Source organism: Streptomyces sp. NPDC051561 (assembly GCF_044454195.1).
In the GTDB taxonomy this organism is placed as follows: domain Bacteria; phylum Actinomycetota; class Actinomycetes; order Streptomycetales; family Streptomycetaceae; genus Streptomyces.
In genome coordinates, this window is the sequence record NZ_JBITDM010000038.1 from 1 (window position 1) to 23,345 (window position 23,345).

At 70.1% G+C, this 23,345-nt stretch carries 28 protein-coding genes; 16 read left to right on the forward strand and 12 right to left on the reverse strand.

From position 1 onward, the window contains the following. The 6 genes from ACIA73_RS39705 to ACIA73_RS39730 form a co-directional block, all read right to left on the reverse strand. A partial coding sequence (locus ACIA73_RS39705) for a transposase family protein (RefSeq protein WP_399443863.1) occupies positions 1-350 on the reverse strand: 350 nt, incomplete at its 3' end. Positions 351-589: 239 nt separating this feature from the next. Next, complete coding sequence (locus ACIA73_RS39710; protein WP_399443864.1) at positions 590-1,264, reverse strand: hypothetical protein; 675 nt, start codon at positions 1,262-1,264, stop codon at positions 590-592. Positions 1,265-1,416: 152 nt separating this feature from the next. Beyond that, on the reverse strand, positions 1,417-1,554 hold the full coding sequence (locus ACIA73_RS39715) for a hypothetical protein (RefSeq protein WP_399443865.1): 138 nt from the start codon (positions 1,552-1,554) through the stop codon (positions 1,417-1,419). Positions 1,555-1,613: 59 nt separating this feature from the next. Further along, a complete protein-coding gene (locus ACIA73_RS39720; RefSeq protein ID WP_399443866.1) occupies positions 1,614-2,300 on the reverse strand; it encodes a hypothetical protein in 687 nt (228 codons plus the stop codon). A gap of 658 nt (positions 2,301-2,958) precedes the next feature. Beyond that, complete coding sequence (locus tag ACIA73_RS39725; protein ID WP_399443867.1) at positions 2,959-3,300, reverse strand: hypothetical protein; 342 nt, start codon at positions 3,298-3,300, stop codon at positions 2,959-2,961. 147 nt (positions 3,301-3,447) lie between these two features. Next, the gene (locus ACIA73_RS39730; RefSeq protein ID WP_399443868.1) at positions 3,448-4,119 is read right to left on the reverse strand and encodes an HNH endonuclease family protein; all 672 of its coding nucleotides are present in this window, start codon (positions 4,117-4,119) and stop codon (positions 3,448-3,450) included. A 324-nt stretch (positions 4,120-4,443) separates the two neighbouring features. Here ACIA73_RS39730 and ACIA73_RS39735 point away from each other — a divergent pair, with 324 nt between their 5' ends. After that, the gene (locus ACIA73_RS39735; protein WP_399443869.1) at positions 4,444-5,037 is read left to right on the forward strand and encodes a hypothetical protein; all 594 of its coding nucleotides are present in this window, start codon (positions 4,444-4,446) and stop codon (positions 5,035-5,037) included. A gap of 72 nt (positions 5,038-5,109) precedes the next feature. On the opposite strand, the gene ACIA73_RS39740 is transcribed toward ACIA73_RS39735, so the two are convergent. From ACIA73_RS39740 to ACIA73_RS39750, 3 genes are all read right to left on the reverse strand, one after another. Next, positions 5,110-5,310 carry a hypothetical protein gene (locus tag ACIA73_RS39740; protein WP_399443870.1) on the reverse strand — a complete coding sequence of 67 codons (201 nt, stop codon included), beginning with the start codon at positions 5,308-5,310 and terminating at the stop codon, positions 5,110-5,112. A gap of 203 nt (positions 5,311-5,513) precedes the next feature. Continuing rightward, positions 5,514-5,717, reverse strand: coding sequence for a DUF397 domain-containing protein (locus ACIA73_RS39745; RefSeq protein WP_399443871.1), 204 nt, complete (start codon positions 5,715-5,717; stop codon positions 5,514-5,516). Next, positions 5,714-6,547: a helix-turn-helix domain-containing protein gene (locus tag ACIA73_RS39750; protein ID WP_399443872.1), complete on the reverse strand. Its 834-nt coding sequence runs from the start codon at positions 6,545-6,547 to the stop codon at positions 5,714-5,716. Before ACIA73_RS39750 ends, ACIA73_RS39745 begins: the two co-directional genes overlap by 4 nt. A 163-nt stretch (positions 6,548-6,710) precedes the next feature. On the opposite strand from ACIA73_RS39750, the gene ACIA73_RS39755 reads away from it, so the two are divergent. From ACIA73_RS39755 to ACIA73_RS39785, 7 genes are all read left to right on the forward strand, one after another. Then, positions 6,711-7,193: a hypothetical protein gene (locus ACIA73_RS39755; RefSeq protein WP_399443873.1), complete on the forward strand. Its 483-nt coding sequence runs from the start codon at positions 6,711-6,713 to the stop codon at positions 7,191-7,193. Continuing rightward, positions 7,190-7,582 carry a hypothetical protein gene (locus tag ACIA73_RS39760; protein ID WP_399443874.1) on the forward strand — a complete coding sequence of 131 codons (393 nt, stop codon included), beginning with the start codon at positions 7,190-7,192 and terminating at the stop codon, positions 7,580-7,582. The genes ACIA73_RS39755 and ACIA73_RS39760 overlap by 4 nt, the downstream gene beginning before the upstream one ends. Continuing rightward, complete coding sequence (locus ACIA73_RS39765; RefSeq protein ID WP_399443875.1) at positions 7,579-7,725, forward strand: hypothetical protein; 147 nt, start codon at positions 7,579-7,581, stop codon at positions 7,723-7,725. Before ACIA73_RS39760 ends, ACIA73_RS39765 begins: the two co-directional genes overlap by 4 nt. Beyond that, complete coding sequence (locus ACIA73_RS39770; RefSeq protein WP_399443876.1) at positions 7,722-8,069, forward strand: hypothetical protein; 348 nt, start codon at positions 7,722-7,724, stop codon at positions 8,067-8,069. The genes ACIA73_RS39765 and ACIA73_RS39770 overlap by 4 nt, the downstream gene beginning before the upstream one ends. Before the next feature lie 1,498 nt (positions 8,070-9,567). Then, the gene (locus ACIA73_RS39775; RefSeq protein WP_399443877.1) at positions 9,568-9,807 is read left to right on the forward strand and encodes a hypothetical protein; all 240 of its coding nucleotides are present in this window, start codon (positions 9,568-9,570) and stop codon (positions 9,805-9,807) included. 143 nt (positions 9,808-9,950) lie between these two features. Next, positions 9,951-10,340 carry a hypothetical protein gene (locus tag ACIA73_RS39780; protein ID WP_399443878.1) on the forward strand — a complete coding sequence of 130 codons (390 nt, stop codon included), beginning with the start codon at positions 9,951-9,953 and terminating at the stop codon, positions 10,338-10,340. Positions 10,341-10,576: 236 nt separating this feature from the next. After that, entirely contained in the window at positions 10,577-11,473 is an 897-nt protein-coding gene (locus tag ACIA73_RS39785; protein WP_399443879.1) for a hypothetical protein, read from the forward strand. 172 nt (positions 11,474-11,645) lie between these two features. On the opposite strand, the gene ACIA73_RS39790 is transcribed toward ACIA73_RS39785, so the two are convergent. After that, a complete protein-coding gene (locus tag ACIA73_RS39790) occupies positions 11,646-12,440 on the reverse strand; it encodes a hypothetical protein (RefSeq protein ID WP_399443880.1) in 795 nt (264 codons plus the stop codon). A 130-nt stretch (positions 12,441-12,570) separates the two neighbouring features. Then, complete coding sequence (locus ACIA73_RS39795; protein ID WP_399443881.1) at positions 12,571-13,356, reverse strand: hypothetical protein; 786 nt, start codon at positions 13,354-13,356, stop codon at positions 12,571-12,573. A 93-nt stretch (positions 13,357-13,449) separates the two neighbouring features. On the opposite strand from ACIA73_RS39795, the gene ACIA73_RS39800 reads away from it, so the two are divergent. From ACIA73_RS39800 to ACIA73_RS39815, 4 genes are all read left to right on the forward strand, one after another. Further along, positions 13,450-13,740, forward strand: a complete 291-nt coding sequence (locus tag ACIA73_RS39800; RefSeq protein ID WP_399443883.1) for a hypothetical protein — start codon at positions 13,450-13,452, stop codon at positions 13,738-13,740. A 311-nt stretch (positions 13,741-14,051) separates the two neighbouring features. Continuing rightward, positions 14,052-15,287 (forward strand): recombinase family protein, encoded by a 1,236-nt coding sequence (locus ACIA73_RS39805; protein WP_399443884.1) that lies wholly within the window; start codon positions 14,052-14,054, stop codon positions 15,285-15,287. Next, positions 15,284-15,820: a hypothetical protein gene (locus tag ACIA73_RS39810; RefSeq protein ID WP_399443885.1), complete on the forward strand. Its 537-nt coding sequence runs from the start codon at positions 15,284-15,286 to the stop codon at positions 15,818-15,820. The genes ACIA73_RS39805 and ACIA73_RS39810 overlap by 4 nt, the downstream gene beginning before the upstream one ends. An 80-nt stretch (positions 15,821-15,900) precedes the next feature. Continuing rightward, positions 15,901-17,343: an RNA-guided endonuclease InsQ/TnpB family protein gene (locus tag ACIA73_RS39815; RefSeq protein WP_399443886.1), complete on the forward strand. Its 1,443-nt coding sequence runs from the start codon at positions 15,901-15,903 to the stop codon at positions 17,341-17,343. Between the two features lie 668 nt (positions 17,344-18,011). Here ACIA73_RS39815 and ACIA73_RS39820 read toward each other — a convergent pair. After that, positions 18,012-19,430 carry a transcriptional regulator gene (locus ACIA73_RS39820; RefSeq protein ID WP_399443887.1) on the reverse strand — a complete coding sequence of 473 codons (1,419 nt, stop codon included), beginning with the start codon at positions 19,428-19,430 and terminating at the stop codon, positions 18,012-18,014. Positions 19,431-19,497: 67 nt separating this feature from the next. On the opposite strand from ACIA73_RS39820, the gene ACIA73_RS39825 reads away from it, so the two are divergent. The 4 genes from ACIA73_RS39825 (at position 19,498) to ACIA73_RS39840 (ending at position 23,308) form a co-directional block, all read left to right on the forward strand. After that, entirely contained in the window at positions 19,498-21,678 is a 2,181-nt protein-coding gene (locus ACIA73_RS39825) for a hypothetical protein (RefSeq protein ID WP_399443888.1), read from the forward strand. Next, the gene (locus ACIA73_RS39830; protein ID WP_399443889.1) at positions 21,651-22,487 is read left to right on the forward strand and encodes a nucleotidyltransferase domain-containing protein; all 837 of its coding nucleotides are present in this window, start codon (positions 21,651-21,653) and stop codon (positions 22,485-22,487) included. The genes ACIA73_RS39825 and ACIA73_RS39830 overlap by 28 nt, the downstream gene beginning before the upstream one ends. Before the next feature lie 63 nt (positions 22,488-22,550). After that, positions 22,551-23,093 (forward strand): 8-oxo-dGTP diphosphatase, encoded by a 543-nt coding sequence (locus ACIA73_RS39835; RefSeq protein WP_399443890.1) that lies wholly within the window; start codon positions 22,551-22,553, stop codon positions 23,091-23,093. Beyond that, complete coding sequence (locus tag ACIA73_RS39840) at positions 23,093-23,308, forward strand: hypothetical protein (protein WP_399443891.1); 216 nt, start codon at positions 23,093-23,095, stop codon at positions 23,306-23,308. The genes ACIA73_RS39835 and ACIA73_RS39840 overlap by 1 nt, the downstream gene beginning before the upstream one ends. The last annotated feature ends 37 nt before the right edge of the window (positions 23,309-23,345 follow it).

Genomic DNA, 23,345 nt, shown 5'->3' on the forward strand with positions numbered 1-23,345 from the left:
GGGGTGTCGGCGGCGATCCGATCGATCGGCAGCAGGGTGCCGTCGAGGATGACGAACGCCTTCACCCGGATCGCCTTCATCGCCTCGGCCAGGGACGGGGCGAGAGCGGCCAGTACGTCGACGGCCTCGCGTATGTAGCGGAAGGCGGTCGCGATCCCGATGCCGAAACCGGCCGCGAGCTGTGCGTAGGTGTCACCGCACCGCAGGTGGGCCAGGGCCAGCAGGGCCTGTCGTGCTGCGGGAAGCCGCCGCCATCGCGTGCCGATCTCCTTCCTCCTGGCCGTCAGTTGCCCAGTCAGGAATCGCAGGGTACGGGTGGACAGATCGATCGACGACGGGTAGACAAGCACGCGTAGCTCCTGGCGGACACGGGTGATCTTGGTCGAGAACCCGTCTACCAGGAGCTTCGTCGTTGCGCAGGGCTGTCCAACTCGCGGTCAGCGCTGCCAGCTTGGAAAAGGCTCACTGGGGTGAGGTAGTTGCGGCGGAAGTATCCGACCTGGCCTTCCACTCCGCCCTTCTCGTGGGCGCCGCGCAGGCCGGGCTCGCAGTAGAACGGGGTGAATCCGTAGTACTGGTGGAAATTGGTCTAGCGAGGATCCTCGTCCCGGGATCGGCTGTGGAAGACGACTCTCTTCACGGCGGGAGTGAGGTTGTCGTAGCGGACTTGACCGGCCGGGACCCCGCCCAGCGTGGTGAGAGTGTGGACGTGTCCTTCGAAGAATGCCTGCTGACCGCATGATCGCGAGACGCGGTGCACGGATTTGCCCGAGTAGGCCAGTCGGAAGGCGAACAGGTAGCAGCGAGTGCGCTGCCCTGCCACGTCGACATAGACGTCGCCGAAGTCGACCTCGGCGTCCGCGCCGAGTGCATTGTGACGGGTCACGAACGCCTCAACAGGAGCACCCTCCTGGGCCGCGATCTCCTTGCGCCGGGCAGCGACGAAGTCCCGGACCGTTGGGTAAGGGATCGCCTCGCCCAACTCCTCCTCGATCCGGGCCGCGATCCGCCGCACGGTGTGCCGCTGCTTGCGAGGGGCCTCAAGATCGGACCGGAGCCAGGCGTCGACCGTCTTCTTGTACGGCTCCATCCGAGGTGACGTCGTCACCGGCCGATGGCGCGGCGTAGGGACGGGTGAGGACAGAGCCTCACGCACCAACCGGCGGTGAACGCCGTACTTCCGCGACAGGGCCCGGATCGACAACTGCCGCTGCCAGCTGTCCCGCCGGATCCGGTCGAACAGCTCTTGCTTGGACAACGACATCCACAGCACCGCCCCTGCCGGAAACCACAGGAACCGTCTCACCGCAAGAGCCCGGACGGGGCCACTTCGCCCCGTCACCACCCCTCAATGCACCCGTGCGACCCATCAACTGGGGCCGCTCGAAGCCAACATGCCGGAGCCGCTGAACAACGTCACAGCCACGCCAGATCCATCCACGACGAGGTCACCACGTGCCCCGCCTTGGAACGCAGCACTACACCTGCGGCGGTGCGCTCGACGGTCATGCGCACCCCGTCGTTCTCCAGACTCTGATGTGTTTCATGAGGCACTTGTCATCGCTACGGAGAGTTGCGGCTATGGGGGTCCCGGACTGCCACAGACCTTCTGGTCAGTACCGGTCGCCGGGCCAGTGCGGGTCTTCCCAACGAGCGCGACCGGTGAGCCCGAGGAGCCGTATGCGGTGGAGTAGTTCTTCGGAGACGTCGTGCAGACGGAGTCGTGTGGGGGCATGGCGGGCGAGCCAGGATGCGAGCTCGACGCACTGGGCATCTGCGTCGTCGTTCATTGAGGTCCATGGGAGTTGGCCGGCCAGGAGATCGTATTCCCAGTGGGCTGCCGCTGCGGCCAGGTGCTGGTCGGCAACGCGGTGATCGAGCGTCTCCCAATAGTGGAGCCAGGGGCGAAGAGCATCGGATGCCTCGGCGCACAACGCGAGAGCCTCGTGAACAGGGACAACAGGGGACGGTTCGTTCAGAGCATTTTCCCACCAGGCGTGCAAGAACTCCCGCACCACGGTGCTCTGATGTGCGGGCCATTGCTGCCAGAGGCCGCGCGAGAAAGAGTGCCCGACCTCGTGCATGCCCGCTGAGCGCTGCACGTGGCCACCGACCAGAGCACGGGCGAGCTGCGGGAGCACACGGCGCAGCACGGCTCCGTGGTCGTTCCAGTCCGGGGCGCTCCAGGTGCGACGTAGGAGGTCCAGATCGAGCTCTACATCCGGGGTCTTCAACAACTCCAGCTCTTCTTCGCTCCCCCAGTGGCATGCGCACTGTGTCTCGTCCTTGACGGCGGTCATCCCGCGAAAAGTGACGGCCAGGCCGCCCAGGGCTCGGTCGAGTTGGCGTTGAACAGGAGCATGGTCGGAGTGCACGGTCGTTGTCACAGCCTCAGAGGACTCCGGCGGAATCACCACCCGAAGATCACAACGGTACCGGCCCTGGCCACCCACGTCTCCGGAAGCTGCTTCTCCGGCAGAGTCCGACCACCTCCCGAACTCTCACCCATGCAGCCGCGAGCACCCTCCGGGAGGCGCCCGATTGAGACATCTCAAGATGTCTGGAGAACCGTCGAACTTGGGCTCATAGGCCAGCCCCGCGTCCACGGGGAGGGCGTCCACCGCCTGAGCCAGGGCCAGCTTGAAAGACACGTCCATGCCCTCAGCCTGCGCCGGAAGAGGCCGGGCCGCCCGGGGGACTGCTCCATCACGAACCTCTCCGCCCTGCGTGGTGGCAGGTGCCCGGCGGCAGCATCGGCTTCGGGATGGGCACCGCGGCTTCGGGATGGGCACCGCCGCGCACCGCTCAGGTTTGCAGCCGGGGGCTCCGGTACCCGGGCCCCGTCCGCACTCGCATCGTTCGCCGGTACGTGGAGGAAAGGGCGCGGGCACCGCTGGGGTTGACCCCGCAGGAGGACCGCATGATCACCAGAGGTGGCCAACCATCACAGACAACGCACTAGCGCTGCTGCACCGGGGCCTGTGCGGCTTGGGCGAAGTGCATGACCAGGCCCTTCGCACCTGCGGCGACCTCGTCGATGAGCGTGTACCCGCGGGGGTCCTGAGGGTGGCTGCGGACCCAGACCATGGCATGGCTGATGATCTGGTTGATATCGCTGGGGCGCAGGAACATCGCTTCGCCGGTATCGAGCGGTTCGGGAGCCCGGTGCTGCCACAGCCGGTAGTACCGGCCCTCTTTCTCGTTGAAGCCCAGATGCCGGTCGCCGTGCGGATTGATCAGGTGGAGGGTGAAAGGAAGATCGTTCGGCCCGGGCTGCCAGGGCTGCTCCGGCAGGTTCAACTCGTCCTCCGTCGTTGATTGTTGGGGTGCCGAGTGTGTCAGGCGCGGAACGCCGGCGAGCAGCCGAGAGTCCTGCCGCGGCCGAGCTGGCGGCCACGGGGCGGCTCTGTCGTACCGGCTGCCGTGCGGGCCCGCGGGTGGCCGGGGTCAGCGCGCGAGGGTGACCTTGATGGGTGTGTTGGGGCAGGTCACGGCGATCTGGGCGAGCGCGTTGGCCTCGGCGGGGTCGATGCTCAATTGCCAGCGGATCTTGACCGCGGTCCACTCGGTGACGTACGCGCAGTGGTCGCCCGCGAAGGGCGGCATCCAGGTGGCGGGGTCCTGGTCACTCTTGCTGCGGTTGGTTGCCGCGGAGACCGCCAGGAGGCTGCGGGAATCTCCGAGGTCGTTGGCGTAGGCCTCGCGTTCCGCCGACGTCCAGGCGGAGGCCCCGCTGTCCCAGGATTCAGCGAGGGGCACCCGGTGGTCGATGTCGATCTTGGAAGGTCCATCGAGGTAGCTGTTGTCGTAGGCCGAATACCACTGACCTCCGCTGATCTTGCACGTCGTGTCCTTCTGCGGGGCCAGGACCGCCTCCTCCAGAAGCACTTCGGCGCGAGTCGAGCAGCCGTCGTGATTCGCGTCGACCCAGTGCTTGTACTTGGTCCGCTCGTAGCCGGTGCGTGATTCCTCCGCCACCGGCATCTCTGCCAGGGCCTTCTCCAGCGGCATCACGAGAGTGTCCCCGCGCTCGCCCCAGGGCCCGGAGCCGGCGGGCGCCGCCTGCGCGGCGGCCGCCGGTGCGAGCAGCCCGGTCAGGAGGGCGGCTGCCGTGGTCATGGTCATCAGGGTGCTGCGTACGCGCATCGTTCCTGCCGTCTGCTTGAAGATCAAAAACTCTGTTGTGGTCTTCGTAGCGGAGCGCGGGGCGGCAAGTCGCCCGGTTCGGGGCGTGGTTCACCCCGGAGAGCGGAAACAGTGATGAACACACCGCCGTTTTCCCGGCCGGGCGCTGAGAGGCGGGGTTCACCACGGAGAGTGGACTGCGGGCGTCTTCACCCGTTCTGGCCCTGCCGGATGGTGGTGTGCGGGACCGTCGTAGAGCGCCCCGTGCTGCGTGTGGGGCAGGTTCTCGCCGATGGGTGTGAGTGAGGGGAGTGTGGGGTGCAGGAGACGTGGCAGACGGACGAGTTCGGCCGGTCGCACGAGGGGAGGGTGGGGGTCCTGCTGGTGGACGGGAGCGTGCCGAAGGAAGTCTATTTCGACGGCGCGTCCAGCTACGGCACGACGTCCACCTGGTGGGGCTTCTACGACGGTGGGGAGTTCCATGGCCCGCGGGCAGCCTCGCTGCGGGCGGTGTGCACCTGCGGCTGGGAAGGCGAGACGCACCTCCTGGACTGGGAAGCGTTCGGGCAGGAGCCGTTGCGCGAGGCCGGGTACGCGGTTGCCGGCCAGTGCTCCGACGACTGGGAGGAGCACGTCGAGCAGGTGGAGAAGGCCACGGTCGGTGTGCCGAAGGAGCTGACCGGCCTGCTGGAACAGGTCCGCCGCAGGTGCGCGGACCCTGCGGCCGAGTCCCCGGTCGCGGTCCTCAAAGTGGCGCGCCAGCTGGAGGTCCTCGCCGGGGACATCGGATACGAGGCTGCCCACGAGGCCCAGGTGAGGCCGTTGGAGGAGGTGGCTGCCGGGCTGGGGATCGATCCGGAGGCGGCCCGGCGGCTGCTGGCCCGCTTCGGCCGGTGGAACCTGTACGGCTGAGGCCGGGCACCGCACACCCTCCAGTGCCGTCCCTCAGCGGTCGGGTCGCCCGGGGCTGGTATGGGTGCCGGGTCAGTCCTCTGCGGGGAGGCGCTCGCTGAGCTGCTGGGCGAACCAGCGGGCTTCCTCGGCGAGTTCGTCGCCCTCACCGGCGACGAGCTGGAGCAGGCGCAGGAGGTCGTGGCCCTCGGCGAGGGTCAGCAGGTCCAGCCGGGGACCAGCGTCCTGGGAGGGGATGCTGTGTGCGGGCAGGGCCGCGTGAGAAATCGTCATGATCTCTACCATGCTGGAGCCCGCCCGGGGAGATGCGGCGACAGGCCGCGCAGTGCCATCCCGCGCGGAACCGGCAGCAGCCGGCCGACGGGAATTCAGAACAGTGTTCTGGTCCGTCAGGCGTGCGGTCGGCCCGCTACGGTGTGACGCGACGGACCCCCCGCCACTACGACTGGCAGGGGGTCCGTTGTAGAGAGTGCAGGTCAGACGGTGTGCGCCGCTGCGAACGCGGCGAACGCCGTCCAGGCCGCCGCTTTCACATCGAACGTGGGCGAGGCGTTGCCGAGCTTGCTGTCACGGACATGGACGTCGGTGCAGTCGCACGCCGCGACCTCGATGCAGTCGCCGCCTTCGTTGCCGCTGTAACTCGACTTGAGCCAGGCCGAGTTCGGGGGGTGATTGGTCATAGTTCTCCAGCCAGTTTCTCGATGAACGCAAGCGACTCCTTCGCAGGGAGCGCCTGCGATCGGATCATTGCATACCGCTGTTCCAGTGCGTCCAGCTCCTTTGGTGCGACGTAGAAGGTGGAGCCGCCGCCCTGGTATTCGACGTAGGCGGCGGACTGCCCCTCTTCGGTCGTCAGGAGCGTCAGGGGGCCGTCGAGGCCGACGTGGGTGTCCACGTCGGTCGGCATGACGTGCAGGGACACGGTGCGCAGCCCGGCGCACGCGGCCAGGTGTTCCAGCTGCTGGCGGTGGACCATCGGTCCGCCGATGGGCCGCCGCAGGATGTGCTCCTCGATCACGAAGCACAGCGTCGCCGACGGTTTCCGGGTGAGCAGCTTCTGACGGTCGATGCGGCCACGGATGCGTTCCTCAATGGCGTCGTCTTCAAGGAGCGGAATGCGCGCGCTGAGGACCGTGTTGGCATGAGCCTCGGTCTGAAGAAGACCGTTGATCGAGTGTGCGTCGTACTTGTAGAGCCGCTGTACGCGTTCCTCGGCGTCGGCGTACTCCTGGAAGAAGACGGGATGGCCGGGCTTGGCCAGCTCCTCCAGCTGTGCCACGAGGATGCCCTCGGCTTCCAGGGCGTCATCGATGTCCTGGACGTATTCCGGTGTCGGGCGTTCGTTGCCCGCCTCGACCTTCTGGACCTTCGATAGTGAGTAGTCGTGCGCGGTGAGCGCGGCCAGCTGCGGCTGGGTCAGGCCGCGCAGGTTCCGCAGGCTCTTCTGCTGGATTCCGAACAGCTTCCACGCCAGCGGCTTTCCGGTCTTGGTGCCGCTCTGATCTGCCATAGTGCCTTCTCTCAGTGGCCCCTCAGTGGCCCCTCAGCGTTCCCTCACCGGGGTCCCATGACTCTCCACCCGGGCCGCAGTGAATTCCTCCACGACCCGCATCATCGAGAATGAGGGCCGACTGGAGTACCGACGGTAGTCGCCTGGTGACAGTGTTTTACCCATGACCAGCGAATCAGCCACCCCCGAACTCGGTGGGGAACCGGCCGAGTTGGACGGCCCGCACGAGGTGCTGTTCCTCCCGGACTGGGTCCCGGACACCGGGCACTCCCTCGCGAAGGTCGGGGTGTACTTCGGAGTGATCCGTATCCCCGGTGAGCGGGGACTTGAGGTTGCCGAACTCCTCGACACCCAGACCACCCGCCGCCCCGGCGCGATCATCCACCGCACCCGGGGAGAGCAGGTTGTCCACTTCCTCACCGAGCCGGGTGCGGGGGAGGGGCTGCGCTGGCCGCCCGGGGTTTCCCGCCTCGGCGTGAGCCGCGACGACTACGTGAGCGTGCCCGCCCTGACCGGCGACACCGACCCCGTCGCATGGTGGTCTCCGCCCCGTCACCAGAGCGTGTTCGTTGACCCGACGATCCTGCACGCGGTCGTCTGCCAGCTCACCCACTGGCCCACCGCTGCTAAGGCGGTTGCTACGTGAGTGCCCCCGACACCCGGGTGGGCCTGGATGCCGTCCGTGACCGGTGTGCGCGGATCCTGTCGGCGCGCACCCTTCCCGAGCGTGACGAGATTGCGCAGGCGGTCCGGGAGATGGAGCGGGACTTCGACGCCCTGGTCGCCGAGATCACCGTCGCTACTCTGGCCCAGCTCCAGGGCCGGTACACCGATACGGTCCGGGCTGGGCGCCTCCTGATCGAGGAGATCCGCGCCGAGGCCGAGGACTACCCCCGCGAAGACGAACTCGGCTGGTCCATTGGCGCCCGCGACCGCGAACGCCTGCGCAACACCTACGTCCACGCCCGCGCGTTGGCCGCCCAGGTCACCATCCTGGCCGAGATCCAGCGCACCCAGCGCAGGCTCGGCCGGTGAACACCCCGAGCACCCCCGTGATGATCGTCCTCGTGCTCGGCATGGGCATCTGCCTGACCGCCGTGCTCCTGGCCCGACACGACGATACGGGCCCGGCCGAGACCCCGCCGCGCCCCTTCGACCACCCCGACGAGGAGAGATGACCACCACCGCACCGCCCGCTATCGACACCGACGCCCTGACCGTCGCCCTCAACCGGGCCACCGCATTCCAGAGCAAGGACGAGCCGGACCCGGCCACCACCGAAGCCCTCCTCGACGAACTGCGTGCCGGGTACACGGCGCTGCTGAAGACGGTCAACACCGCAGCCGCGCCCGTGGTGCGCCGTCGCCGCCTCCAGCTCGCGGTGGACCACCTCGCCCACCTCACCCGGCGCGGCTACCAGCAGGCCGACCCGTACGCCGGCCGCTACTACGCCCGCAGCTACGCCACCCACCTGCGCCACCTGCTCTACGCCTACACCCACGACCACCCCACCACCCCCTGAACCGCTTCCCGCCCGGTGACTCGACCCGCCGGGCGGGGAGCTGCCAGACCCCCTCGCACGGTGCGCCGCCGCGACTGGTGCGAGGGGACGAAGGGGCGCCCCATGCAGCGAACGGCCCCGCTCCAGGCTGTTCGTGTCCCGGCCAGGGGCGCCCCGCTTGATCTCCCGTACCGGAGCGATGTGAACCGAAAGGGCGCCGGTACGGGGCTGGCGTCTCCGCCCGGTGAGGGCGGAGACGGGCCGGCTGCCGATACATGCGGGGGAGTTGGCTCCTTCCCCGGGGCGGTCGGAGCACTACGGGGCCGCCCGTCCGTGTCCTGCCCCGGGTGTGGGGCGGGTGGCCCTGTACCTGCCAGCACCTGCGCACCACCTCCCATCGCAGGGGGTGGTGCGCAGGACCGCATCACCCCCTGAACTGCTTCCCGCTCGGTGACTCGACCCGCCGGGCGGGGAGCTGCCAGACCCCCGCACCGTGCACCACGGAAAGCCGCGAGCGGTGCGGGGCAGGGGCGTCTCTTGCCGCTGACGGCCCGTGCCGTCCCTTGCGGCGGGGGCGCCCCGCAGTACCGAGACGGGGGTGCACGGGGTACGGGACTGGACATCCCGGCCTTGGGGCATCCCACACCGGGCGGGGGAGGGGCAATCCCTCCGCCCGGACCCTGCCAGGAGCCACCGTCCCGGCAGGGTGGATGCCCCCGCGCACGGCCCGCCTAGCAGCGCCGTGCGCGGGGGCGTCCGTCATCACATCCCCGGCAGCCGGAATCCGGTCTTTGACTCAAGTGCGGGGTTCCCTTGCAGCGGCCCGTGTTGGGGAACCCCAGCACTTCGGTCTGGCACCACACCAACTCTGGCACCACACTCACCAGGAGAGCGGCATGAGCACCAGTCAGCAGGAGAGCAGCCAGCAGTCCGGCGAGCCGGAACAGTCCGAGACGACGGTGGAATGGACCGTTGAGGAGTTCGGGCCCGGCATCCTGGAGGAGCACCTCTAGCCCCCGGCGTGGCGTCTTCCGGCGGGGCCCCGGGCAGTTCCGGGGCCCCGCCCCTTTCTGTGTTCCCGGTCCAGCAGGGCGCCCGGCGTCCGGAGCGAGCTGGCGGCTGGTGATCAGCCGTGAGCACGGTGGGCCGCTCTCTGCTTGCGTCGCGGATCCTGTCGGCCCTGCCGCAGGGATTGTGGCTGTGGTCTGCGGGTCTCTTCCATTCCAGGGGCCGGTGAGTCCCCTGGGAGGCTACCCCTGCCCCGTCGCGCGTCATGGCAACAGTGTTGCCGGGCCCCGGGGTTCCGCCGCTTGCACGGCTTGCCCCCGCCTCCCGCATAGTCGCCCCATCACCTCGCAGATCCCGCCCCGTCCGTAGATCCGGACGGGGCGCTGCTGTCCGCTGCCCACCCCCACCACACCAGGGCGGGGGAGCGGTCCGCACTCCGCCCCTTGCCCACCCTGGGCCGGGCGCCACCCCGACGGGCATCGAGCCCGCCTGCCGAGAAGAAGGAAGATCCGTGTCCCACATCGAGCTCCAGCAGTCCCAGCCCCAGCAGTCCCCGGCGCCGTCCCTCACGCACTTGGTCCTCGGGGTGCTCCTGGCCCTGGTCGGCCTCGGCCTCTGCGGCAGCCTGGTCTACGTGTCGGTGAGCCACCCGCGGCTCACCGACTCCCTGAGCCTGGGAGTGTCGTCCCTGTTCGGTCTGGCCGCCGTCATCGGCGTGCTGGTCCTCCTCGCCGACCGCAAGCGCCAGTGACCCCTGCCACCGGGTTCGACTGCCCGTGACCCGGCACCGGTTGACCGTGGCGCCTCGGGGACACCACGGCCAACCGGGCAGGGGGCTGGCCGGGCCAGCCCCCTGCCGGGGCACCCACCCGACACCGGATCGTTGAGCAGACCATGACGACAACCCCGCCTTCCGCCGGCCCCGTGCCCGTCCTCGCCGATGCGGCCGCCGATGCCGCATGCGCTCTCGCGGACGCGGTCACCGGCGGCTGGCCCACGAGCCGAGCCGGGGTGCTCGATGCCCTCGACGGCCTCGACGCCCTCCTCGCGGCGCTCGCCCACCTCGATGCCGACACCGCCCGCCTCCTGACCCCGGCCGTCCTGGCCGCCGCCCGCCTGCGCCACCACCTCGACGCCAGCCAGGACCACGACCAGGAGGCGGTCGCGCCCGACGTTCGGGCATCAGCGCCCACCGTCCCGGGGCCGCGGACCGGTCCGGCACGGTCCGGTACCCGGCCCCGGCGGCGCGGACTCGGCCCCGGCTACCAAGGACTCCCGCGCTGACCCCAGACCCCCGGACCAGCTGACCTCCGGCGACACCTCCCCGCGCCCCGGGCCGCGCCGCGTTCACCCTCAGAGGTGCATGACGCCCTCGTGTACGCGGGCGGGTATCTGACCGAGAAAGACCAACTTGCCCTGAAAGCAATGGTATTGACATATCTTGTGATGGTGTGTCAGTGTCCCCGCTTGTCAGGCCGGACCGATCGAGCGCCCGGCCCGCTTACGAGGGGACATCTGCCATGGAGACCGTGAATCTGGCCCAGATCGCGCAGTGCGCAGGAGTTGACCGCGCTGCCGTCGTGAACTGGCGCCACCGCCACCCCGACTTCCCCGCAGGTGTGGCAGGGACCGGGGGAAGCCCGCTCTTCCTGGCCGGTGCGGTCGAGGCCTGGCTGACCGCCCACGGCAAGCACCCGGACGGCTTCACCACACCGGCCTGCCGGTGCGGCACGCCCCCGGACACGGTGCCCGCGCTCTCCCCGCTGGCGGCGGCAGACCAGGCGAAGCGCGCCCGGGACTGGGAGGGCGAGATCGGCGCGCTCACCCAGGGACACCAGAAGCTGACGACCGCACGGTGGGCGCCGACCAGGCAGGGAGATCGGCTGACCGTCACGTTCGAGGCGCAGGGCGACAGCCCGGCATTCACCGAGACGTACGAAGTCGTCTCCAGCGGTGACGCCAACTGGCCGGAGCAGAACGAGCTGCGCCTGGTCGAGCACACCGCACCCAGCGACGACCTGGCGGGATGGTTCGCCGGGTCACCGGAATTCTCGGACGGCGACGCGATCGAGACGGCGTGGATGGAAGCCGGCCCCGACCGCCTCACCCTGACCCGCGCAGGCGTCGTCCTCCACGAGGGATCCCACATCCTCCCCGCTCCCGCCGAAGCTGAAGCAGAAGCAGGTGGCACCGGCGGCTTCTTCCGGGAGGGGTACATCTTCAGCAACCAGGACGGTTACACCGCCCCCGAGGACTCGTGGAAGTTCGACTGCCGCCACGTCACCACGACGCCCACTGGTGAGCGGATCGCGTTCGGATTCGTCCGCGTCGGCGCCGACAGCAAGTGGGCACCCACTGGCCTCGGCCGCGCCGACTGGGACCGCGCCCCGTGGACCTGGGCCACGTCCGACGCGTGACAACCCGGGGCCGTATTGCCTCAGGTGAGCGGGCATGTGTACGGCGAAGGGGGCACCTGATCGCAGGTGCCCCCTTCGCTGTCTCGGGTGCGAGCTGGCTGTCAGGCGGGTGGTTCATGTGGCCGTTTTCGCAGACCGTGGGCACTGAAGCGGCCTTTTTGGGGAGCGGGTTTCAGTGTCCGGGGCGGTCGGGCAGGAGATCGAGGAGGTCGGCGTCGTGGTGGTGGAGGTCAAGGGCCGTCCAGTACAGGGTGACCAGGCGGGCCAGCATGATCCGTTCCGTTCGTGTCAGGGCGTTGGCTGCCCGGTCGTAAGCCAGCAGGGCGCGCACGTCCAGGAGTTCGGCGGGGCCGCCGGGGGTGGGCGTGGTGAGCGCGTTGGCTACGGGCGTCAGTTCGTCGGCGCCGTCGGTGAGTTCCCGGTGCAGCCAGGTCCTGGCGTGGTGGTATGCCCGGGTGGTGCTGTCGTGGAAGGGAGGGAGGCGGAGGGCGGAGGCGGGTGCGTCGGTGAGGCTCTGTGCCCATCCCTGGGCCAGGTGGGGCCAGTAGCTGTCGGGGACGGGGAGTTCGTCAGTGAGGGCCAGGGCGACGCCGTCGGGCACCGTTTCCCAGAGGGGGTGGGTGTGCAGGTTCCGCATGGTCTTGCGGAGGAGCTGCCGGATTTCTGCGGGCAGGGTAAGGCGGCGGCCGACCGCCGACGGGGTGAAAGCGCCGGGTGCCGGGCGGCCGGGGTGGGGCTGGATCTTCCGCCATCCCGCCCATTGGATCCATCCGTCATCGGTCGCGATGCTCTGGAGGGGAGGGTTGCGGGGCGGCTGCGGGGTGGGGGTGGGGCGGAGGGTGTGCAGGGCCAGGTAGTGGCCGGTGTGGGCGGCGAGCCGGGCGAGTTCCGCTGCGGTCGGGCCCAGGGGGCCGGTGCCCCACAGGTCCAGGTCCAGGAAGGGCACGGTGCTGTCGGTGGGCGGCATGGGGATCTCCCGGTGAAGGCGTTGGGGGGCCACTCTGAGGGGTGGCATCCCCGCAGCGGCGGGGAGCAGATGGCCGCCGGTGGAGCGGCCGTTTTCAGCGTAGTGAGCCGGGCGTGCGTGCGTGCGAGCTTCAGGCGAGGTCACTGCGGTGCCCCGGGCCGGGGCGCTTTGCGGCATGGGCCTGGACCTCGGCGGTGGAGTAGCGGGCGGCCCGGGGGCCGCCCGGCCCCTCCGAGGCGATGCCCCATCGCTGCATCTGCTTGCTGACGGACCCGGGGGCAATGCCCAGGTAGTCGGCGACCTCGTCGCGGGACATGGTGGTGGACGGGGCGGGGACGCCGTGGTCGCCGAGCAGCTCGGCGAGGCGGGTGTGCGCCCCCCGTTCAGCGGCGGCGGCGGCGACGGCCGCGGTGCGGGCGGCCCGCGCACGGGTCACCGCCTGCTCGTACGTCAGGCGCTGATCGGCCACGGCGGCGGACCAGGCATCCAGCAGGGGCTCGACCGTCGCCCACAGCCGGGGCCACGACGACACCTGATCGGGGGTCAGCTCCGTGACGGGCAGGAGGCCCGCGACGCTGACGCGGTAGGTGGCGAGCAGCTGCGGCAGGGCGAAGTTCACCCGCGAGACGCCGACGGACTCCAGCGTGACGCCGCCGCGCCGCCAGACGGCCGGGGAACCGGCGGGGGCCTCGGCCCAGGCCTGGGACAGCTCGGTTTGGAACCGGTCGCGGCGAGCGGGCTCCTCGGGCATCTCGGGCAGCTCGTGCGCGCCGACCAGGGCCCAGAACTCCTCTGCGGGAACGTCGTCCACCGTGGTCGCGCCCGCGCCGCGAAGGACGTCCGTCAGCGCGTCGATGTCGTACACGCCAGGCGTGCCCTCCAGTGCCCGCTGAATGCTCGCATGCAGATCAGACATGGTCCGGCTCCTTGCGTCGGTGAGGGGGCTGCTGTCCCGTCACCAACCTTGCCCTACCTAGGTCAAGGTTGTAAAGGGGGGCACCGCACCGCCTTGCATCAGCTGATTCTGTCGAGCCCGCTCGTACCAGTCGGCCTGGTCAACGCACTCGCCCACCTCGATGCCGATACCGCCCGCCTCCTGGCCCCGGCCCTCCTGGCCGCCGCCCGCCTACGCCACCACCTCGACGCCGGCCAGGACCACGTCCAGGAAGCGGCCCTGCCCGCCGCCCGGGAGGCGGTGCCGGTCGTGCAGGAAGGGAAAGATCCCCGCGGTCCGGTACGGCGGACGCTGGTACATCACCACCTGAGCCGATCCCTCCACCAGGACGCACCGGATCGCTAGAGTGGGAGCGTGCTCTTCGCGCGAGCGGAGGTGGACCGGTGAACCCCAACCACGGGTCGCACGCACCTTGTTTCCCCGCCGACGCGGGGGTGGGCCCGGGATTCCTCCCGGGCACGGTGACCGGGCCCCGGTGCCCTTGCCACAGCGGAACTGGGCCAGCGCCACGTGCTGACGACAGCGCCCTCTGGTCCCCACACCTGTGAGGCTTCTCCGCCGACGCGCAGGTGTGGAAACCCGAAGGCGTGCGGCATCCCGTTGGCCGGCGGCCGGGCACCGCTTCCCCCACGCCGTCGATCTCTGGAGACGCACCCGTGCGCGACGCAGCAACCCGCCTTTCACCCTTCCGGCCGCCTGTCGACCTGTCCGACCTGCCGAACTTCACACATGCACCCGGCCGCCCCCGGTACTCGGTCTTCGTCGGCCGTGTCTCCACCAAGGACAACCAGAACCCCGCCACCTCCATCCCCCGGCAAGTCCTGTACGCCTCGGCATGCCTGGAGGAAGGCGAGGAGTTCGCCGCCTACTTCTGGGACGTGGAATCCGGGATGCTCCCTCCGGAACTGCGCGGACTCGGTCCCCAGAAGATGTACGACACGCTCGACGTGCCGGTCCCGCGTACCGGCGGCCTCCAGGACCTCGTGGAACGGTCCGAGCAACTGGGCGTCACCCACGTTCTTGCCGAGCGCTCCGACCGGCTCGCGCGGGCCATGCTCACCAGCCTGACGGTGGAACACGAACTGGAACGTCTCGGCGTCCAGGTCGTGTACGCCAACGAGCCCACGGGCGGGACCGAGTCCGGCAGGCTGCGCACCCGGCGCTACGGCCAGGTCGAGGCGGAGATCTACCGCACGACCCTCATGGAGATGTCCATGGGCGGGCAGGTCCAGCACGCCATCAACGGGTGGAACCACGGCTACCCCCCCTACCCCTACGTCGCGGTGCTCGACGAGTCCGCGCCACGGCAGGAAGGCGGACGCTTCGGCCCGGCACGCCCCAAGAAGAAGCTGGCTTCCCACCCGGACCCGCGCCGGTTCGACGCCGCCAGGGAAATGCACCGCCTGCGCCGTGAGGAGCACCTCAAGACGCCCGCCATCGTGGCGGCCCTGGCCGCAGCACCCGACCGGTACCCGGCCGCCGGGCGGTGGACCCTCAACCTCGTGAACGGGCTGCTCGCCAACCCGAAGCTGACCGGCCACCAGGTCTACAACCGCAGAGCCACCCGCACCGGCCGGGCCGGTAAGTCCCGGCTGAACCCGCTCTCGGAGTGGATCTGGTCGCCGCGGATCACCCACGAACCCGTCATCACCGTCGACGAGTGGAAGGCCGCACAGCAGGCCGCGGCGGGACTCAGGGCCGGAGCGGCGCAGTACGTCTCTCTCCGGCGCCTCCGGGCCGCGGTGGGCCGACTGGGGCTCACGGTCACCCCGGTCCGCAGCAGCAGCACCCACACGGTCTACCTGATCGGAGAGCAGCAAGTCGTCTTGCCGCATCCCGTTCCCGACGCGCTGATCCAACAGCTCGTCGACGCCACCCGGGCGGCACTGTGAAGAAGACCAAGGCCATCGAGTGCCGGGCCACCCGGCACGCCGACACGTGGGTGGCCAGCATCCCCCACCACGGGGTCTACGGCCACGGCCGTACGCTGCGGGCGCTGCACAGCAACCTCCTCCAGGGCCTTCAACTCGTCGGCGTTACCACCGAGATCACGCTCGTCCCCGTCAGCCCGGAGCTGGAACGACTGCGGCGCGCCGAAGCCGCTTACGAAGCGGCCCTGTCGGACGCGGTGACCGCACTGGCCGCCCACGGCGGCACACCCCGCGACATCGCTGACGCAACGGGCGTGACGACCACCCGGGTCGCAGCTCTCCGCATCAAGCGGAAAGCCCGGCGGCCGCGGAAGCAGAACGCGGCTCCAGGCGACGGCGGACTGCCACACCAACGACACGGGGAGGGCGCCGACGGCCGCGCGCTTCCAGCGTCCCGCGAAGATCACGAATGTGTTGAGATGTGCGCAGCGGAGCCCGGCACCCCAAGTCCCGCTCCTCGGGCAGGAGTTCCTCTGGGGGATCGGAAACCGTGATGGCCGCACCACCGCCCTGAACACCGCATCCGGCCTGAAGGGCCGGTTCCGTTGTCAGTGGTGGGGCCGATGATCCCCCGATGACTGAAACGATCATCCGGGCCTACCGGTACGCCCTCGACCCGACACCCGCCCAGACCGAGATCCTCCACCGCTACGCCACCGCCTCGCGCTGCGGGTTCAACTTCGCCCTCGGCATGAAGGTCGCCGCCTACGAACGCTGGCGGGCGGACCGCAACCACCTCATGGCCCAGGGCATGAACAAGGCCCAGGCCACCAAGAAGGCCCCGAAAGTGGCCATGCCCAACCGCAACCAGACCCAGGCCGACTGGCGGGCCACCCGCGGCCAGCCCTTCACCGGCCCCCTCCTCCCCGGCCAGGAACGCCCGATGCCCTTCGCCTGGTGGGAGGGCGTCAACAACCGCGCCTACTACACCGCCTTCGAAGACGCCGACACCGCGTGGAAGAACTGGCTCGACTCCCTCGCCGGACGCCGCCCCCCGATGGGCTTCCCCCGCTTCAAGCGCCGCGGCCGCACCCGCGAGTCCTTCCGCATCGTGCACTCCCTGGCCAAACCCGACATCCGCTTCGAGGGGCCCCGGCGCCTGCGGATACCCGGCGGCGGCGGACAGCCCGCCTTCACCGTCCGCCTCCACCAATCCCCCCGCGACCTCACTCGCCTGATCACCACCGGCCAGGCCGTCATCACCAGCATGACCGTCGCCCGCGACGGCCACCGCTGGCACGCCTCCGTCCTCGCCCGCATCGAGGAGGAACTCCCCACCCGCCCCACCCGACGCCAGCAGGCCGCCGGACGCGTCGGTGTGGACCTCGGCGTGAAGAGCGCCCTGGTCCTCTCCGACCCCCTCACCCTCCACGCCCGCCAGGCACCCACTCTCACCCTCGACAACCCCCGCCTGCTGGCCAACACCGCCCGCAAACTCGCCCGCGCCCAACGCACCATGGCCCGCCGCTTCGTCAAGGGAGCACCCCAGCAGTCCCAGGGCTACCAGGAAGCCCGATCCAAGGTCGCCAAACTCCACGCCCAACTCGCCGCCCGCCGCGCCACCACCCAGCACCTCATCACCAAACGCCTCGTCCAGAGCTACGCGGAGATAGCACTGGAGACCCTCAACACCAAAGGCATGACCCGCTCCGCGAAAGGCACCGCCGACAAGCCCGGCCGCAACGTCCGCCAGAAAGCCGGCCTCAACAAGGCGATCCTCGACATCGGCTTCGCCGAGATCCACCGGCAGATCGAGTACAAGGCCCGCTGGCACGCCGTCACCCTGGCCCACGTCCCGACGTTCTTCCCCTCCTCCAAGAGCTGCCACCAGTGCGGGTGGATCCACACCGGGCAGACCCTGAAGGACCGGGAGTTCCACTGCGAGGCCTGCGGTATGATCATGGACCGGGACGCCAACGCGGCCCACAACATCAAGAAACACGCACAACCCGACCAGCCCCAGAGGCCGGTCCAGTCCCCTGGAGCAGGGGCTGCAACGCCCGTGGACTGCATGTAAGACCCCGCACCGGCAACGGTGTTGGGCAGGCAGGACGAAGCGGGAAGACCCGGCAACGGGTCACCCTGGGAGAGCAATCCCCCAGCCGTCCCCCTATTTCCATAGCGCGTACACATGCGAGCAATGCCCGAATTCTCGAAAGTAGTCGAGAACGCTGCATTCCGTCGAAAGCCTTGCACGTCGCCGAGGGTGCACCCCGTACGCGCGGGGACGGTCCCGCAGCCTGCCCCGCCCACCCCGCCTGCGCGAAGTGCACCCCGTACGCGCGGGGGCGGTCCCTCGATGCTCTTCAGTGAGGACGACCTACATCGGTGCCCCCCGTACGCGCGGGGACGGACCCTTCAAGCGACACGAGGCCGCACCGCCCAAGGGGTGCACCCCGTACGCGCAGGGACGGACCCAATTGTTTCCAAGTCGTTCGATTTTCCGCCGGGTGCACCCCGTACGCGCTGGGACGGTCTCACGGTGGAGTGGAGTTGTTGCTGTTCGCCTGGTGCACCCCGTACGCGCTGGGACGGTCCGGCGGAGCAGTGCACGCTCGGCGGCATGCTGCTGTGAAGCCGTGCGCGCGGGCGCGGTCCCGCGAGCCACTTCCCCGTGCCCGACCCGGAGCAGTGCACCTGGTCTGGCGTTGTCGGCGTATGCCGACGCCCCGGTGTGTCAGTTGTTCACGGCGGCGGCGATGCGCTGGCGGAGTTCGCCGCCGGCCTGTCCGTCGGCGAAGGGCAGGGCCTCCTCGTGGAGTTCGACCAGGCGGTCGGCGACGCGCTGGGAGGCGATCGTGCCGAACAGGGCGAGGGCCCGTTCGGTCTCCTCAAGGGCGCCGTCGGTTTCTCCGATGGTGAGGTGGGTGCGGGCGAGTCCGAGGTGGTCGAAGGCTTTGCTGCGCACCCGGTGTTCGGGCCGGTGCTCCAGCGCCTATGGATCAGCAGGACGGACTTTTCGGCACTGCGGGTGCGGGCGGTGTCGGTGCTGTTCTTCGCGGCGATCTGGTGGGCGATGCCGAGGGTGGCGGAGAGTTCGGCGGCGTCGAAGAACGCGAGGTGGGCGGGTTCTTCGGTGGCGGTGATGCGGGTGAATGCCTCTTGGGCCTGGTCGGCGGCGCGTTCGCTGTCATCGAGGTTGCCGAGGATGGCGTGGAAGCGGGCTTCGAGGGACGCGAGCACCGAGATGGTGGCCGGGGTCAGGTGGCGGCGGGCCCCGTACTGGGCGAGCGCGATGAGGTCCAGGGCGTCGTCGAAGTGCTCCAGGTGGGACATCTGGCGGGCCATGAATTGCAGCAGGTGCGCCCCGATTCCCCGGTCCTCGCCCTCGGCGGCGGCGTGGAGCGCGGTGACGAACAGGGCCTGGGCGCTGGCGTGGCGGCCCGCGTCGAACGTCATCCACGCGGCGACGGAGCCGAGGTCGGCGACCGCGGAGAACAGCGCTTTTCCGGTGGCGGCGGTGTAGGTGCAGGTGTCGAGGAGGGTGACGGCGTCGTTGAGCTGCCCGATGACCGCTTTGCGGGAGAGCGCGCCGCCGTGCCGGTTGTCGAGGTCGCGGAAGGTGGCGGTCACCGCCCGGATGCCTTCGACCTGCACCACACCGATCCGCTGGCCCGGCGCCTTGAGCGCGGAGGACTTGTCGGCGGTGGAGGTGGTGGCGGGCCAGCGCTGGAGCGGCGTGAGCAGGTCCTCGCCAGTGCGGACGTTGCGGGCGTGGTCGGTGGTGCGGGATGTGGGCAGCATGAATTCGCTCCGGGTGATCTCTGTCAGGGCTCCGATGGTGCAGCTCGCCTCCCACGGCAGATCGCTGCGGTGTGCGCCCGCCACCGTGTGGGGGCCGGGAAGGCCCAGGTCCGGGCAGGTCAGGGGCAGTCCGGCGCGGGCGCTGAGGACGTCGGCGAGGAGGGCGGGCACCGGCGGGCGGGGGATCTCGCCCTTGAGCCACCGCCGCACCCGGGACTCGTCCGGGGCGATCCCGCGCTCGCCGCGCTCGGCGGCAGCCACTGTGACGGCGCGGGCCAGTTCCACGTTCGACATCCCCGTGCGCACTATCCAGTGCGCCAGCAGCCCGTTGGGCCGCCGCTCCCGTGCGGGCCTTCCCATAGGACGCCTCCGTGAGCCGAATCTGTCCAGCGTAGAAGGGACCGACCCGGCGGGGAACGGGGCCGGGTTGTTCGCCGAGGATTCGCCGAGCCCCGCCGGATTGCGCGCCGGGGACTTCGCCGGTCGCCGCCGCCGGTCGCCGAATTCCGGTGACCGGCAGCCGCTGCTGCTCTGGTGGGGCGCGGCCGCCGACCGGCGCCGCGCCCCACCGCAACCGGAGGCCCTCATGCACTCCACCCCACCACGCACGCCCGTACTCCCGCAGCAGGACCGCGCCTCTGCCGTCCTGACCGCGCCGCCGTCCTGGCTGCGCGACGTGCTGACGCTCGCCACCGGCATCGACGAGGACGCCCGGGTAGTGGGCAGCGCTGCCGCCGCCGCACTGCTGACCGGGGAGTTCGGCCCCGCCGTCCCCCCGGCCGGCGGACTGATCGCCGTACAGCAGGACCACGTGGTCCACGTCCAACAGGCCCTGCACCAAGCCGGGCTGGCCCAGTGGCAGGCGGTGGGGGACGGACCGGGAGCACCCGATGCCCCTGCCGTTCCGGGCACCAGGGAAGACTTCGCTCTGATACTCCAGTGGCTGAGTATCGGCCTCGACCACGCCGGTGCGGCCCGGGTGACGGAGCACCGGCCGGGAGCGCTCGACGACGCGCACGTCGGCCGCCTGCGCCCCGTCCCCGGCGCGACACACAGGGCCGTGAACACGGCGACGCACCTCTGGCACGCCCTCTACCCGGCACTTGGCAGCGGCGGCATGCTCCGCACCTCCGAGGAGATCGGCCACGAGCTCCAGGCGATAGCGCCCCAGTCGCGCACCCGCCCCCTCAGCTTCCCCCCGGCCGCCGACACCGCGGTCGCCGCCGTGCTGGCCTGGCACCAGGCCACACCGCACCACCTCCACGAAGTACCCCTCGTCCAGGCCACCGAACTCCCCGACGGCGACCCCTGGCACGCCCCGGACGGCCAGTGGCGGGCGTGGCTGCAATCAGTGGCCTCCCCGGACACCCCCGACAGCAGCGACCCGGCGATCCACGCGATGCTCCATGCGCAGACCAGCGAGCAGAAGCCCACCCACCAGGGATGGCTGACCTACCAGCACGCCCTGACCGCCGCCCTGCTGATGGACACCAGCGCCTGCCCGCCCGCCGACCGCAGGGCGCTACGGGTCGCCGTCCTCCTGCACGACGTCGCAAAGGCCCACAACCACACCGTCATCGGCGTGCACGGCGCCGTCGGCTCGACCCTGTGGCCCCAGCACTGCCCGCTCCACCTCACCGACACCGAAGTACCGCTGGTGTCGTGGCTGATCCGCACCCACGACTACCTCGGCATCGTCGACCGCACCGTCAAAGACCCGCAGGTGCGCGGCGGCATGAGCCTGGAGCGCGTCGAACGCGACCTTTCCGCACTTGGTCGTCCCTGGGAGGAGGCCCTGGTGCTTCATCGGGCGCTGTACGACGCCGACATCGGCTCTGTCCCCGCCCTGCGCCACTTCCTACCGCTCACCCCACTGCTGCTCGACGTCGTCCGCGCCGCCCACACCCCCGCAACCCCCGTGCAGCAGTACGCGAGGAGCCGGCCGACGCCGATCGTCTGCTTCATCGGCCCGCCCGGCGCGGGCAAGAGCACCCAGATCGCCCGGCTGCGGCGCCAGATTCCCGGCTGCGAGGTCCTGGCCACCAAGCTGCTCCTCACCGACCCGGTCCGGGCCCTGCTCACCGCAGACGAACAGGCCCTGCTCGACAGGGAGGCCGACCATCACGCCCGCACACACCGGGAAGGAGTGCTGGCACCGTTCGCCTTCGACCGGGTCACCTTCCAGCTCGCCGCCCGCACAGTGGCGCCGCTGCTTTTGATGGATGGCTGCCCGCGCGGACTGGAGCAGGCCCGCCTCTACGCCAAGGGACCGCAGTACGGGCAGACGCTCTTCGTGGAACTCACCTTCCCCACCGACGTGGCGGGGCAGTCCGTGGCCCGGCAGATCAGCCGGGAGAGGGCTGTACGCGGCACCGTGACCAGCCAGCGCCGCACCCGCATGGACCGCCGCATCGCAACCTTCCTCACCACCACCACCGACGGCCTGGCGTTCCTGCGCGAGGCCGGCGCCCCGGTCGTGACCCTCGACGCCACCCGCGCCGAAGAGGACATCGCAGCCGACCTCCACCAGCACCTTCAGTCCCACTTCGGCCCTACGGCCCCGACCCAGGGAGGCACCCAGTGGATCCCATCCCCCGCACACACCTGAAAGAACTCGGCATCGAGGACGTCCTCAAGCAGTTCACGGCGGACCGCGAGCCGGCCGCCGTCGGCGTCCAGGGGAGCTTCGTGCGGGGCACCTTCGACGTGCACTCCGACGTCGACCTCGTCCTCCTCTACCCCCAGGCCGACCAGGCGCCGGACGTGCAGCCGCACCGCTTTCACGACCTCCAGGAGCGCACCTGGTCGATCTGGCGGCTCAACCTCGACCGGGTCGATCCCGCCCAGTGGTCCGAGGCGCAGCGCTACTGCTACGGCCACGAGACCCTGGCCTACCGCGACCCGTCAGGCAAGCTCGATGCGCTGTGCGGGCAGGCCCGCTTCACCGACCGGCAGGTACACGAACGCGTGGCCTGGTGCGTCGGCAAGATCGTCAACCGGCGCTTCTACCACCTCGACGACCACGGCCCCGCCTTCCACGGGATGGAATCGGGACTGCCCGACATCACCGAGGCCCGGGGCGACTTCGTGAGTGCCCACCAGTGGATCAACGACACCGTCGGACTCCTGGTGAACCTGGTATTCGCCGTCAACGGGCGGCCCACGCCGTCACCCAAGTCCCGCATCAGAATCATGCGCGCCCTGCCCTGGTACCCCCCGGCCCTGGGCACCTCCCTGGAGCGCCTCACCCTCGTCCGCGCGCACACCGGCCAGGACTACCGGCGGCGCAAGCGCCTCCTGCGGCTGATGCTCGGCCTCCTGTGCGACGAAGCACTCCAGCGTGGCCTGCTCGGGGACGACCTCGCCGACCTCTACCACGCAGCCCTCGGCCCCAACACCGACGACACCATCCGCTGATGACGCAGAGCTGTTGGGCGGAAACACCCTGTATCCGGCCAACAGCTTTGACAGGATGCCGATATGGCGATGAAGCAGATGCGTCGGACCACCCTGTGCACCGCGACCCGGACCACCGCCCAGGGGAGGTGGGAGGTGCTGCTGGGCGAGAAGCTGTCCGGGTTCGGAACCGGGCGGACCGTCGTGATCGGCGGACACATCGACCCCGGCGAAGACCCCGAACAAGCCGCCGTACGCGAGCTGGAGGAAGAGTCGGGGCTCCGCCCCTCCAGTGGTGTCCAGCACGTCGCCAACCTGACCTTCACCTTCCCCGAGCAGCGGTGGGACCACAGCACCCCGGTCTTCCTCGCCGCCGAACCCGAGGGCCAGTTGCGGGCGTGCGAGGAGATCCGGCCCTTCTGGTGCCCGGTCGAGGAACTGCCGCTGAACCGCATGTGGGCAGACGTCGCCTACTGGCTTCCGCAGGTCCTGCACGGTATCCGTGTCAAAGCCGCCGTCACCTACACCTCCAGCGACCGCCTCGTGGTCACCGACGCACATCTGGCGCCGCTCACCGACCTCGACGAACCGCTCTCGCTCGGCGCCCCGATCACGGCGACAGCTTGATGGACGCCGAGCAGATGCCCGACGGCGGCTGGGACGAGGACAACCCGCCCCTCGGCGAAGAGGAAGACCTCGCCACCATGGTGCTGGGAGAGGTCACCGAATACCTCAGCCAGGCCGGACTCGCCGACCAGGAGGACCTGGCGGAGATGCAGCCGGACCTGACCCGGCTGGCGAGGTCCATCGCCTCCCAGGCCGGAAGCCATTTCGGGATGTGAGTTCCCTGGAGCCCCGCACGGTACGGGCCGGCGGGAC

Excerpts from the sequence above, each read along its gene's own strand:
- ACIA73_RS39720 (WP_399443866.1), bottom strand. The coding sequence starts at position 2,300 with ATGACCGCCGTCAAGGACGAGACACAGTGCGCATGCCACTGGGGGAGC.
- ACIA73_RS39755 (WP_399443873.1), top strand. The coding sequence starts at position 6,711 with ATGACCAGCGAATCAGCCACCCCCGAACTCGGTGGGGAACCGGCCGAG.
- ACIA73_RS39840 (WP_399443891.1), top strand. The coding sequence starts at position 23,093 with ATGGACGCCGAGCAGATGCCCGACGGCGGCTGGGACGAGGACAACCCG.
- ACIA73_RS39795 (WP_399443881.1), bottom strand. The coding sequence starts at position 13,356 with ATGTCTGATCTGCATGCGAGCATTCAGCGGGCACTGGAGGGCACGCCT.
- ACIA73_RS39785 (WP_399443879.1), top strand. The coding sequence starts at position 10,577 with ATGGAGACCGTGAATCTGGCCCAGATCGCGCAGTGCGCAGGAGTTGAC.
- ACIA73_RS39750 (WP_399443872.1), bottom strand. The coding sequence starts at position 6,547 with ATGGCAGATCAGAGCGGCACCAAGACCGGAAAGCCGCTGGCGTGGAAG.
- ACIA73_RS39730 (WP_399443868.1), bottom strand. The coding sequence starts at position 4,119 with ATGACCACGGCAGCCGCCCTCCTGACCGGGCTGCTCGCACCGGCGGCC.
- ACIA73_RS39780 (WP_399443878.1), top strand. The coding sequence starts at position 9,951 with ATGACGACAACCCCGCCTTCCGCCGGCCCCGTGCCCGTCCTCGCCGAT.
- ACIA73_RS39835 (WP_399443890.1), top strand. The coding sequence starts at position 22,551 with ATGGCGATGAAGCAGATGCGTCGGACCACCCTGTGCACCGCGACCCGG.
- ACIA73_RS39745 (WP_399443871.1), bottom strand. The coding sequence starts at position 5,717 with ATGACCAATCACCCCCCGAACTCGGCCTGGCTCAAGTCGAGTTACAGC.
- ACIA73_RS39815 (WP_399443886.1), top strand. The coding sequence starts at position 15,901 with ATGACTGAAACGATCATCCGGGCCTACCGGTACGCCCTCGACCCGACA.
- ACIA73_RS39770 (WP_399443876.1), top strand. The coding sequence starts at position 7,722 with ATGACCACCACCGCACCGCCCGCTATCGACACCGACGCCCTGACCGTC.
- ACIA73_RS39790 (WP_399443880.1), bottom strand. The coding sequence starts at position 12,440 with ATGCCGCCCACCGACAGCACCGTGCCCTTCCTGGACCTGGACCTGTGG.
- ACIA73_RS39740 (WP_399443870.1), bottom strand. The coding sequence starts at position 5,310 with ATGACGATTTCTCACGCGGCCCTGCCCGCACACAGCATCCCCTCCCAG.
- ACIA73_RS39820 (WP_399443887.1), bottom strand. The coding sequence starts at position 19,430 with ATGGGAAGGCCCGCACGGGAGCGGCGGCCCAACGGGCTGCTGGCGCAC.
- ACIA73_RS39710 (WP_399443864.1), bottom strand. The coding sequence starts at position 1,264 with ATGTCGTTGTCCAAGCAAGAGCTGTTCGACCGGATCCGGCGGGACAGC.